The following is an 11,635-nucleotide window of genomic DNA, read 5'->3' on the forward strand; positions in this document are numbered from 1 at the left end:
AAATGACACTGCATGACATTATTCAAGTGTATACTTAATTATAGGATACACCATAGTTTTCGGATTCGACTTTGGTTTCCGTTTACGGACATTAACGTTTTTTCGCAATATCGCGAGCACAGCTCGCTCCTACAAAGGAAGGTATACGCATATATGAAGGGAATATGTGAAGCTAAATGGCTCTGTATTCTTCATCCCATTTAACGGCTTAAATGCTTAATCTTCATTAGGCACATCTATTTCTCCTCCAGTGCTTTTGGGTCTTGGGGTGTGATGTTTACTATGTCTTGCTCTGCGTTGAGGGCGTTGCAGGCGACAAGGGTTTTTAGGATTTGGTGTGCTAATGCGACGTGTTTCGTGGCTTCTTCGGAGTCTTCTGCTTGGAAGAGGCGTTGCTTCTGGTAGCCGTAGAGAGTTTCTAATTCTCGTGTGAGGTTTTCGGGGCTGATGAGGTCTGGGACGCGGTAATTCGCGCAGTACTCGTCTCGGGTTTGGTTAAAGAGGTCGCGGTATTTCTCAGGAAATTGGCGGTGGTTGATGTCTAAGCGTCGGAATTGATTGAATAGATCTTGGCGGTGCTGTTTTTCATGCGCCGCACGTTCTTGGTTAAAGTATATCTGGTAATTTTTGATGTATTTGTCTGCACGTCGTTCATTGAATGCCGCGAGAGCACTCTCATTGAGTTTCTCGTCTGTTTCCTTGCCGTATTTTTCATCGAAAGCCTTCAGATTTTTCCTGACGTACATCGCGATAAATTCGGATCTGCTGCGGAGCTCGCTGTCGTCGAGGGGTTCAGCCATGATTTGATCAATGGTGGGTATCTCTGGAATTCCGAGGGGTGGCAGTTCGTCTTCAAATTCTTCAATGAATGCGTCAACGATGTCGGTTAGTTTCATAAAAGATGCGAAGGATTTGACGACAAATTGTTTGTGCTTCTCTTTGAGTTTCATGAGCGAACTCCTTTAAAATTGGGACTTACGTAAAAAGCAACAATTTCGGTATTTTTAACCCCCTAAATCCGCCTTATCAGGAGACTTTAAGAGAAAGTGCGTAAGCCCTTAAAATGTTACACCAGTGTAACATTTGGGATGAATGGGTTATCGGCGTAAACTTAGTCGTTGTAAGGGTTTAGGGGCAATTTTGTTGTTGCCTTTCAATTGCAAAAAAAAAATAATTTGGCGGAAAGTGTAACATTTGGTTTAGTGATCAGCAGTTAGAAAAATGGTTAGGTTTATCATTTATGAATTTTAACTTAATTTGAGTTTATATTATATATAATACTATATATAACATGGGAATGCAAATTTATTTTTTATTTTCCAGAGATACTGAGGAAATTCGCAGAAATACCCAAGGAATCCGGTTCGGTTAGGAATGCAGATCGCATTAGGGCGTGTACGCCGCAAAACCGAACCTACTGGGTTTGGGTCGAGGCGGGCTTCAAGAAGTATTTGAAATATTCATTTTTGTGTGGGATTCGTTAACTTCTAAAGAGGTTTAAGTATTTCTCTAATACGAAGAGACGGTTGCGGGAGTGGTCTGTAGTCTCCTTCAGTACACCGAGTTCTGTCAACGATTTTAGCAGACGATTCGCGCTTGAAAAACTGATGCCGAGTTCTTTTTCCACTGATCTCACATTAACAATCGGTGTAGCGTACATAAAACGCAACAGTTTTTGCGCGTTTTTCGCTCGAGAGCCGAGAGTTAATATGTGGATGTCATATTCTCGCTGAAGTTCGAGAATCCCTTTGAATCTCTTAATCCCATCTTGGACGGTTTCAACTATTCCGTTTAAGAAAAATGTAATCCACTGCTCTAAATCATTTGATTTGCGGACCATAGAAAGTGAATCATAGTATGAGTCTCTGTGCTTCTCAAAAAACGTGGACATGTACAGGAAAGGTTTACTCAGTATCTGTGCGTTGATGAGCTGCAAAACGATTAATAGTCTTCCGCACCTTCCATTGCCGTCCAGAAAAGGATGGATGGTTTCAAACTGATAGTGTGTAATCGCAATTTTAATCAGTTCTGGAATCTGTAGTGATTGGTTGTGCCAGAATTTTTCCAAGTCGCTTAAAAGATCCGGAACCTCCTCCGCTGAAGGCGGTACAAAAAATGCATCGGAAGGCGATGAACCGCCGATCCAGTTTTGGCTCTTACGAATTTCTCCAGGGGCTTTGTTTTCTCCACGAACACCAGAGAGCAATATCTTATGTGCCTCTTTTAGGAGCCGTATACAAAGTGGAAGTTCAGACAGTTTGGCTATCGCGAAATTCACCGCTGCAATATAATTGTGGACCTCCTGCAAATCAGCCTGTCTGGTTGGTGGAATCTCTGTTTGTGGCAGAACGACCTCATCAATCTCAGTTTTTGTGCCTTCAATCAGATTAGAGTCTATCGCTTCTTTCGCGACACCCATTGGAATGGAGAAAATGACATCTGGGCGAAGTTCAGCATAGGCGTTGAGTTCACCCAAAAGTTTTGCTGCACGCTCGATCAAAAGGTCTATCTGTGGATTTTCCCAGACAAAAGGGCAATTTACAAAGGAAGGCGTGAAACTTCTATATTCTCGTTGCTGTCTGTATGTGCCTGCTATAAAGTTTTTCATATTCTCATTTTTACCTGTTTTTGGTAATCATAAATTTTATATTATCACTTTTTGTTATTTTTGACAATAGAAAATACTGTATTATTAGTAGTGTGCAGTCAATACCTCAGAGAACGGTGAGAAAAGAGATGCGAAACTTTTTATGGCGTTGATGTTATCGTATCCCGGACTTCGGTGACAACGGTATCAGGTTCAATGCCTTCACCTTGTCCTTCAAAGTTCAACAGGATGCGGTGACGGAGTGCGGGGAGCAACACGGCATCAATATCCGAAAAGGCAACGTTGTAGCGTTCATCGAGCAGGGCGTTGATTTTGGCGGTGAGTGCGATGGCTTGGATGCTTCGGATACCGGCACCGAGATGGACGTAGCGTTTGACGATCTCTGGTGCGTCCTCTGAATCTGGGTGTGTCGCACGGACGAGTCGGATGATGTGGCGTTCAACATGCTCGGCGATGGGGACTTGCGGGACAAGTCGGCGCATCGCGTTGAGTGTTTCGGCATCTGTAGCCTTGCCGATCGTGATGTCAGTGCCGGATGTGGTACGGCGCAAGATTTCGACGATCTCGTCTTCGTTCGGGAAGTCTATGAGAAGTTTGAACAGGAACCGATCGAGTTGTGCCTCTGGGAGCGGATAGGTGCCTTCCATCTCCAATGGATTTTGTGTTGCTAAAACACAGAACGGTTCTTCTAACTTATGGCTGGTGCGTCCGACGGTGACGGTGCGTTCCTGCATTGCCTCAAGGAGCGCGGATTGGGTGCGGGGTGTGGCGCGGTTGATTTCATCTGCGAGGATCAGTTGCGCGAAGATGGGCCCCTGTTGGAATTCAAGCTGCCTTCCGCCGTGTTCGTCTTCTACGAGAAGCGTTGTGCCTGTGATGTCCGATGGCATCATGTCCGGCGTGAATTGGATACGCTTGTAGGCGAGATCGAGTGCTTCGCTGAGGGTATGAATCAATTGCGTCTTGCCTAAGCCGGGGATTCCTTCAAGGAGCGCGTGTCCGTTGGCGAGTAGGCAGAAAAGTACACCTTCAATAATCGCGTCTTGACCGACGATGCGCTTTTGGACTTCGGCTTTGACGTTGTAAAAGGTTTCACGGAATTGCTGGATTTGGGTTTCTAAGTTCATGTTTGGATGAATAGTTGTCAGTTATCAGTTGTCAGTTACAGGAGGTTTTCCTTAACTGATAACCGATAACTGAAAGCGAACGAAGTGTGCGCACCGATTACCAATTATCTCTGGTGACGTAGAGAGATCGGTTTTCCATCGGGAGCGAGATGTGTTTACCGCCGAGTCGATGCGATTCGATGAACCCCATGAGCGTCTCTTGACTACGGCGCGCAAGATGAACGGGTCCCTTAGTTTCTCGGTCTTCATCAATTGCTTCGGCGATGTCTGTGATGCCCATCACAGTGCCTGTCGCACGGGATGTCTCTGGGAACGGCACCTCTTCAAAGAAGGTTCCATCCTTCTTTCGGAATTGGATTTCCCTGCTGTTGTTTTGCACACGGATCTTGCCACTCGTGCCGCAGACCTCGTATTCGGGTCCGGTGCCTGCGGTGTTGTAGCCGTGAACCCCGTTGGAAAAACGGATGTAACCGCAAGCAATACCCGGATCGACATTAAGACGGTTGCCATCCCAATCTGAATCGTTGCATATAATCGCGCCTTGCACGAAATCGACCTCTGGGTCGCCCGCGAGGAAGAGGAGCATATCGGCGGCATGTGTTAAGCCCCAGAGTGCTGAACCGGCTCCGTACTGCGCGATGGTGCAGAGAACATTCCCAATTTCGCCTGCTTCGACGAGTTCACGTACTTGGCGATAGATCGGCATATAGCGACGCTGCGTGCCGTAGTTGAATTTAACACCGTGCTTTTCAACGATGTCTACCATGATGTCGGCTTCTTCCATAGAGCAGCAGAGCGGTTTCTCGCAGTAGATGCCTTTGACGTTGTTCTCGGCGGCAAAGACGGTGATGTCGGCATGCGGACCCGGACGCGTAGCGATACAGACGATGTCGGGTTTCTCTTTTTCGATCATCTCTTGGTAATCTGTATAGGCGCGTTCGGCGCCATAGCGTTTTCTGATGGCTTCGGCTTTCTCCTCGAAGACATCGGAGACAGCAACGAGGTCAGTTCGCTCACATGCGACTGCTGCAGCGGCGTGTGAGAAGGGTTGCCATATAAAGCTATCCGGTCGTCCTGCGACTTCATCGTCGATGGTTGCGCCCATCCGTCCGCATCCGATGAGACAGGCTTTGTATGTACGTGGCATGGTTTATCTCCTATAAACATAACGCCCCAATGGGGCTGAGAGCAAGTTCAGTATTTCGGATGAATTATATTTCAAACATCACGTTTAACATCGTCCCAGTTTTTGAGTCTGCCGGCTCTTATATCGGCTTCTGCACGTTCTAAGCTTTTCACGATTTCCGCGTTACTTGTCAGTTCATGTGTCGCATCCCATGCTTCCTTATCATAGAGATAAGTCATATAATCTATAGCCGCTTTGAGTTTTTTCTTTGGGAGTCGCTCGATTAACATCATAGCTTGCTTTTGCAGTTTGGCATTCTTCATCACAGAACTCCTTAAAAGGGTTATTTTCTTGGGTTGCATGTCTTGTTCAATGTTAATATGTTATCAAAACCAGAAGTTCTTGTCAAGTTCATGGGGAGTTGTTTGGGGTGCGGTTTTCTAACCGCACCTACCGTAATTAGAAGGAACAATTACTCGCCGGTATAGAGTTTGCCGAAATAAGGACGGTAACCTTCGGGACCGGGGAAGCCGTCCCAGTAATTAGCTTCGGCGGGGAATGTGGCTTCACCACCGCTTCGGAGCCATGCCATCAAGGCAGGATCTGTGCCGCGGCGTTCAATTTCATCAACAGCGGCAGCATGGAGTTTCGCAACGATGTCTGGGTGTTGGTCTTGGACGTATTCCAAATCACCAAGCCCGACGAGTTTTGAATTTTCAGGTTTCGCGGCGACCTCTAAACTCCACGCTTGGTCGAATGCGGTGAAGAGGATAGCATTCTCGTTCTGCGATGCTTGCTGCCACCGTTCAATACTTCCACCTGAGAGGGCAAGTTGCCTTTCACCGGATTTACCTTCACGCGCAGGCGTTAAGATGTCGTGTCCCTCAAGTCCATCAGGGCGTGCCTCTCCCAAGATATTGAGGATCGTCGGGAAGAAATCCTGCGGTTGAACGATGACGTTGCTCCGTCCTGTATTGCCTTCGGGGAGACGGATAAAGAGCGGGACGTGTGCTTCCTGTTGGCGGACGGGTTGGCCTTTGCCAAACCTACCTCTTTCACCGACATTTGTGCCGTGGTCAGCGGTAAAGATGACGGCGGTGTTTTTGTCGAGTCCAGTGGATTCGAGGGCATCAAGGAACTGTCCGAAGCAGTGATCCATCCATGTCGTTTTGGCGGCGTATTGGTCTTTAATGTGTTGTTTCGCTTCGTCTGAGAGTTCCGCATTGCCGCGTGCACCGAGGCTCCGTGGATCAACGCGCCCGTCATAGCCGGGTCGCTGGTCGTATTTTTTCATGAACTCAGGGGGTGAGTCCCAAGGTTCGTGCGGGTCGAAGCAGTCTATCCAGAGAAAGAAATTGTCTCGCTTGGCATTGTCTTGAAGGAATTGTGCGGCGGTATTGAAAAGTTTTGCGCAGTTCCAATCTTCCGGTTTCTTGCGGTTTCTGTTTGCGCGGGCGTAGCTGCGGAGCATCCCTGATTTGGCGGCTTTGTCGTCAATACAATCGAAGAGTGACTGGCGAGTCCAGTTATCGGGCCAGGGGTCGGTATCCATAATCCAGTCTCGATCGACCTCTGCACCGCGGACGAATGTCCATGCGTGGAAGGGCCAATCAAAATTATGCCCACCGTTGACGAGGTGCGGTGTATCGTGGATGAGTTGCGTTGCGTAGCCATTTTGTGCGAGCGTCCACGGTAGCGTTTGACGTTCATGGCGGAGCGGTTTCCACGCGTGGAAGGGCGCGCCGTATTGTCCGGTGATGACATCGGTGCGGTAGGGGATAGTTGGGAAGCTGGCACAGAAGGCACGGTCATAAGCCCAGGCTTTAGATGCGAACCGATCAATATTCGGTGTTTCTATCCAGTCATTACCGTTTGCCCCGATGTAGTCGTAGCGAAGTGTATCAATAACGATGTAAGCAAGATTCATATATGATTTTCCGTTGGTTACGGCACGGCGGAGCGTGCCTACTACTTTACCATTTTGGAATCGCGCCGAGTAAGAGTTGCTGCTGTGGTGTGCCCTCTTCTCGGAGTTTTGTGACACGCGGTCCGTCAAAGGGTTCGCGAGATTTCATCCACGCGTTTTGGTAGCACATCAGACAGACGCGTCGGCGTTCTGAGGAATTGTTGGCGGCACCCCGATGCCAGGTCCATCCGTCGAACATAACCGCTTGTCCGGGGGAAACGAGTACCCGTTTCTCATCAGGCAATTCGACAGGCGTCGGTGGTGGACGGAAGGGGGCTCTATGGCTACCGGGTTGGATAACCGTGGGACCGTTGTCGTCAGTTACTTCATCGAGGTAATAGCCACAATTAATCTGTGCTGGCAGACTCCCATAAGGCGTTCCGTTCGGTGCGATGGGCCAGGGACCGTCACGGTGCCAATGTTGGTCTGGTGTTCCGGGTTCGGTGATGCGTGCCGTTGCACTGTGGAGTTGTACACAGGTGCCTAATATCGCTTCCATCCGTTTGAGGACGGGTGGATTGTCTAACAGGAATGCAAACCGATCGTCCTCTTCAAGTAACTCACCAATGAATTGACTTTTATTCTTGCGTTCGTAGCTTTCATCGAGTGCCGCGCGTAGCGACGCAATCTGTTCGGGTGTCGCGGCATTGTCAACGACGAGGTAGCCCCAGTTGAGGAAAAAGTTGACCTCTTGTTGCAATTCATAATCCAAGTCAACGTTGAGTGTTGATGGTACTACAGGATTTGCCATCGGTTACCCCTCCTTGATTGCCTCGCGGTCGGCAGTTGTCCACTCTTCCCAGCGTTCTTCGTCCGAGCGGAGGAAGCCGGAGTTACATCGCGGTTGAAGTTGCTCATCGACACCGAGGAGCCGCATGTGTTGGTGGTTATTCTCGGCTCTTGCCGTTTCCAACAATTTTTGGGTATGCGGGCCCGTATGGTGGTCAGTGTGTTTCAGCCATGTTAGGTTATAGTAGATGCTGAAGAAATAGCGTAGCGTATCGGCAGTATTCGGCGTACCGGAGTGGATGAGTCCGTTGTGTGTGATAACAACATCACCCGCTCCCATGTGGATCAGTGTTTCATCGGGATGCGGGACTCCACGTTGTGAGTCTTCCATAACAATTGGTTTCCGGTGCGAACCGACAATGACGCGGAGCGGTCCGAATTTATCTGTCAAGTCTTGCAGATACGAGATAGCGTTGATGGCATTCGGACGGTGATATGCGTCGGTGAAGGGGACATGTGCCCACCGGTCGCGATGCCAGCCGGAGACCCTACCTTCCGCTTTTTCTTTTTCCATGGGTGGGAACGCGGCGAGCGTGAGGTTGTCTAATTGCACGAAGGGCCCCATCACCTTTTCTATAAATTCAAGGAGTGTTGGGTGTGAGACAGCGGGCCACATCAGGTCGGGTGCCAATTCGAGGGTATTTCCGAACCATGTCTGTCCGTCATTGGCTGCGGAAAGTTCTGCGTGTTTCTCTCGCCAACTTTGCATCTGTGGTTCGTCAAAGACCTTCTCAAAGATTGCAAAGCCATCGGTTTTATAGGCTTCAAAGCGTTCATCAAGTGTTGGCATATTTTTAATTTTCCTTGCGGTTCGGTTAGATTAATCAGCGCAGTCCGTTTAGAATATCTTCAGCGAGTTGCATGGTTTTAACAGCCTCGTCAAGATTCGCGGCGGGCAACGAAACGGGTGTATCGGATTTGACGCAATCTAAGAAATACCTGTTCTGTTCAACGGTACCACCAGTGCCTGCTTCGGTCAGTTTATGTTGCGTCCCGTCAGAGAAAACCGTACCGTGGGAGACGCCTTCGAGATAAGCGGAAATGTCTCTACCGTGAATCTCGTAGCGTTCGAGACGTGCATTTGTCGTGTAGTTGGCGATGTGTTGTGCGACGCAGCCGTTGTCAAACAGGATGAGCGCGGCATGAACGTCTTTGTAATCAGAAATTGTCCGCTGCACGACGCTATGCACCTCTTGAACATCGGCTTCAGCGATGGCGCGGATCGCATCAAGCGCGTGGATCGGAGTCTCCAGAAACATATTGTCCATCAGATGTTCGGGAAATTTGCCGGATTGTGCCAATCGGGTGATGCTCTTATGGAATTCCCCGACGATTTGTGTGACGGGACCGCGTGCGGTGACTTGCCGTTTCGCTTCAAGAATGATCGGGTGGAAACGACGGTTCCAACCTACCATCCCTTTGGCACCTGTCCGTTCTGCAGCACTGCGTAGCGCGACGGTCTCTGCGACGCTCATACCGGGTGGTTTCTCTAAAAGCGTGTCAACACCACGTTCAAAGCACGGAAGAGCTGCCTCACCATTGAGGTGTGCAGGTGTAGCGACAAAGATAGCGTTTAAGGTTTCACCATCCAGTAATGCCTCGATGCTCTCGTAGCGATTCGAGACGTTGAACTGATCCGCGGCATCGTTTCGTGCGGCTTCAATAGGGTCGCAGACAGCGACGAGGTCGGTGTCGTCAAATTCTGTGAGGATTTTCATGTGGCCGCGGCCTCTGCCGCCGCAGCCGATGACAGCAACGCGTAGATTTGACACGGGTTTCTCCTTCTGATAGTTCTCGGTTCGCCTGCTACGCAGGCTTTCGGTTATCAGTTATCAGTTAAAGAGATACTTGTGGAATTCAAGCAACACGCAACCGCTACACGCGCTAACCGAAGACCGAAGACCGAAGACTGAAAACCTTTCTAATTAATGCCGGATATGAGGTGCCTCCATGACTTCTCGTTGTTCGGGGGACATGTCCTCAATGTAATCAGGATATGTGATCTGGTGCGCGCCTGCACTGTAAGCCTGGAATCCAGGACTGAACTTGTAGAGTAGCGCGCGGCGTTGGTGGTCACCTTTCCACGGAAGCGTGCCGTGCGTCAAGGTTTCAGTAAAAATCACCGCATCGCCAGCCTTGGCGTTGACCTCAAGCACCAGATGCTGATATTCCTCGTACCGCTTCATGCTACTCGGACACGGCAGATTTGCCTTATGACTACCAGGGATGATCGCTAAACCACCATCACCGGGACCTTCATCAGCAAGCATGTATTCGATGACAGTCAAACCTGTATAGATTCTTCCGTATTTGAAGAAGTAGGCTTCGGAGAAATTAGGACGCTCAATCCCACCACCGTGCAGCGTCCCACCTTCCGTCCCTTTTTCCATAGCGATTAAACCGGGACCGTGGTCGAGTCGGTATTTTTTACCCAATACCTCTTCGAGGTAGGGTTTAACGTTGGGATGCACGAGCAGGTTGCGAAACGGTTCACACCACGGTTTCTCCCATGAGAGCATCCCCCCCATGTCCATCCGGTTTGCTGTACCGATGAGCGCGGGTGAGCCGCCTGCCAACGAGTTCTCGCGTTCTCTGAGTGCCTCGATGTGATGGTCAATCGCGGCGTTGCATTGTGCGACTTCTTCAGGTGTCAAAGCATTTTCGACGATGAGGAATCCGGTCAAATCGAATAGATATTTCTGATCTTCGTTCATCGTTAGTTCCTCCTGTTACGGCACGCGGCGCGTGCCTACTACTTTCTGCACACGATGTGCACCTACGACTTGGCTTCTTCGAGACTTTGAGGTCTGCCGGTTGCGTCACCGCCGAGCCAGCGGTAGGGACGTGGGTAGAGTGAGAGATATCTGTCTGCCAACGGTAATTTAACGGGCACACTGTTTCGGGTTGCGGAGAGTTTTGCAGCGATTGCTACCTCCAATGCCTGTCGGAGATCTGCACCCGTAATCCACGGGTCTCCATTGCCGTCAACAGCGGATAGAAAGGAGCGGATGGAGCCTGTCAGATAACTGAATTCACACCACGGGTATGGACTGTAATTTGGCTCAAATCGGATACGATTGCCGTGTTGGTCATAACCTTTGAAAATCTCTGGGGGGTTCCAATCCCAACGGATGAGGCATTCATCTGTCCAGACATCGACACCGCGGCACGGTGTGGGTGTCCCGAAGACACTGCATGCCAGTCCGTTTGTGAGTCGGAAACACCCATTGATGATTAAACCTTCATCGGTTTCTGCGCTTAACGCTTCAGGCGGTGTTCCCCACGCAGTGACTTCCTCGACTTCAGCGTTCGTGAAAAGCCTTAAGACCGAGATATGTTGACAACCACCCCCCGAAATCTCGCCACCAAACCCGTGAACACTCGCCCCTCTGATGTCCCCAAATTCTCCGTTGTGGAGTCGAGATGCGGCTTCTTGGACTTCGTTCATTGCGCGTTGTAGATTACCTCCGGCAAATACGACGCCGCGTTCGACACACGCATCGACCATTGCATCGGCATCTGCGAGACACGCCGCGATCGGTTTTTCTGTAGAGATCCCTTTGACTCCGGCTTCAGCGCATGCAATCACAGCATCTTTCATGTATTGGGTAGGCGTGACAACAACTGCGATGTCTGGCACAACAGCCCGCAATAAATCGGCTACATCTTGATAGAGCGCGGCAACGCCGAAGCGCGCACCAAGAACGTCTCGCCGTTCTGCATTCGCATCGACGATCGCGACAATCTCTGTATCAGGATAGGTGGCATACGCCTCTGCATAGTTCTGCCCCATCCGTCCACAACCGATAATGGCTACCCGATATTTGGTGTCCCTCATTTTCATATCTCCTGATTTTGTATGTTAGCAAGGTGGCAAAAGTGTGTCAAGAAAAAAGTGGGAAGCTGCAGCGCCATCCAAATGTGAAAACACGGGTATTTTCTAACGGCTGACTGTTAAGGATTGCAGAGCCATTCAGTTTTCGTTATTAGAAATTTTCTATGATCTTTAGAGCATGTGC

11 protein-coding genes are annotated in these 11,635 nt (G+C 49.6%); all 11 read right to left on the reverse strand.

The window, feature by feature from the left end:
• Positions 1-236: 236 nt before the first annotated feature.
• The 11 genes from OXH00_10870 to OXH00_10920 all read right to left on the reverse strand — a co-directional run bounded on the left by OXH00_10870 (position 237) and on the right by OXH00_10920 (position 11,454).
• Positions 237-950 carry a hypothetical protein gene (locus OXH00_10870; protein MCY3741513.1) on the reverse strand — a complete coding sequence of 238 codons (714 nt, stop codon included), beginning with the start codon at positions 948-950 and terminating at the stop codon, positions 237-239.
• Between the two features lie 530 nt (positions 951-1,480).
• On the reverse strand, positions 1,481-2,608 hold the full coding sequence (locus tag OXH00_10875; protein MCY3741514.1) for a Fic family protein: 1,128 nt from the start codon (positions 2,606-2,608) through the stop codon (positions 1,481-1,483).
• A 140-nt stretch (positions 2,609-2,748) separates the two neighbouring features.
• On the reverse strand, positions 2,749-3,735 hold the full coding sequence (locus tag OXH00_10880; protein MCY3741515.1) for an AAA family ATPase: 987 nt from the start codon (positions 3,733-3,735) through the stop codon (positions 2,749-2,751).
• A gap of 97 nt (positions 3,736-3,832) precedes the next feature.
• Entirely contained in the window at positions 3,833-4,882 is a 1,050-nt protein-coding gene (locus OXH00_10885; protein MCY3741516.1) for a Gfo/Idh/MocA family oxidoreductase, read from the reverse strand.
• Positions 4,883-4,953: 71 nt separating this feature from the next.
• Positions 4,954-5,184: a hypothetical protein gene (locus OXH00_10890; GenBank protein ID MCY3741517.1), complete on the reverse strand. Its 231-nt coding sequence runs from the start codon at positions 5,182-5,184 to the stop codon at positions 4,954-4,956.
• A gap of 149 nt (positions 5,185-5,333) precedes the next feature.
• Positions 5,334-6,788, reverse strand: a complete 1,455-nt coding sequence (locus OXH00_10895; protein MCY3741518.1) for a sulfatase — start codon at positions 6,786-6,788, stop codon at positions 5,334-5,336.
• Positions 6,789-6,834: 46 nt separating this feature from the next.
• Positions 6,835-7,578, reverse strand: coding sequence for a phytanoyl-CoA dioxygenase family protein (locus tag OXH00_10900; GenBank protein MCY3741519.1), 744 nt, complete (start codon positions 7,576-7,578; stop codon positions 6,835-6,837).
• A 3-nt stretch (positions 7,579-7,581) separates the two neighbouring features.
• Positions 7,582-8,406, reverse strand: coding sequence for a phytanoyl-CoA dioxygenase family protein (locus OXH00_10905; GenBank protein ID MCY3741520.1), 825 nt, complete (start codon positions 8,404-8,406; stop codon positions 7,582-7,584).
• A gap of 34 nt (positions 8,407-8,440) precedes the next feature.
• Positions 8,441-9,388, reverse strand: a complete 948-nt coding sequence (locus OXH00_10910) for a Gfo/Idh/MocA family oxidoreductase (protein MCY3741521.1) — start codon at positions 9,386-9,388, stop codon at positions 8,441-8,443.
• 153 nt (positions 9,389-9,541) lie between these two features.
• Positions 9,542-10,330, reverse strand: a complete 789-nt coding sequence (locus OXH00_10915) for a phytanoyl-CoA dioxygenase family protein (GenBank protein ID MCY3741522.1) — start codon at positions 10,328-10,330, stop codon at positions 9,542-9,544.
• A gap of 62 nt (positions 10,331-10,392) precedes the next feature.
• Positions 10,393-11,454 (reverse strand): Gfo/Idh/MocA family oxidoreductase, encoded by a 1,062-nt coding sequence (locus OXH00_10920; protein MCY3741523.1) that lies wholly within the window; start codon positions 11,452-11,454, stop codon positions 10,393-10,395.
• Between the last annotated feature and the right edge of the window lie 181 nt (positions 11,455-11,635).

This window comes from Candidatus Poribacteria bacterium (assembly GCA_026706025.1).
Lineage (GTDB): Bacteria > Poribacteria > WGA-4E > WGA-4E > WGA-3G > WGA-3G.

Excerpts from the sequence above, each read along its gene's own strand:
- OXH00_10900 (MCY3741519.1), bottom strand. The coding sequence starts at position 7,578 with ATGGCAAATCCTGTAGTACCATCAACACTCAACGTTGACTTGGATTAT.
- OXH00_10875 (MCY3741514.1), bottom strand. The coding sequence starts at position 2,608 with ATGAAAAACTTTATAGCAGGCACATACAGACAGCAACGAGAATATAGA.
- OXH00_10905 (MCY3741520.1), bottom strand. The coding sequence starts at position 8,406 with ATGCCAACACTTGATGAACGCTTTGAAGCCTATAAAACCGATGGCTTT.
- OXH00_10880 (MCY3741515.1), bottom strand. The coding sequence starts at position 3,735 with ATGAACTTAGAAACCCAAATCCAGCAATTCCGTGAAACCTTTTACAAC.
- OXH00_10920 (MCY3741523.1), bottom strand. The coding sequence starts at position 11,454 with ATGAGGGACACCAAATATCGGGTAGCCATTATCGGTTGTGGACGGATG.
- OXH00_10890 (MCY3741517.1), bottom strand. The coding sequence starts at position 5,184 with ATGAAGAATGCCAAACTGCAAAAGCAAGCTATGATGTTAATCGAGCGA.
- OXH00_10895 (MCY3741518.1), bottom strand. The coding sequence starts at position 6,788 with ATGAATCTTGCTTACATCGTTATTGATACACTTCGCTACGACTACATC.
- OXH00_10870 (MCY3741513.1), bottom strand. The coding sequence starts at position 950 with ATGAAACTCAAAGAGAAGCACAAACAATTTGTCGTCAAATCCTTCGCA.
- OXH00_10915 (MCY3741522.1), bottom strand. The coding sequence starts at position 10,330 with ATGAACGAAGATCAGAAATATCTATTCGATTTGACCGGATTCCTCATC.
- OXH00_10885 (MCY3741516.1), bottom strand. The coding sequence starts at position 4,882 with ATGCCACGTACATACAAAGCCTGTCTCATCGGATGCGGACGGATGGGC.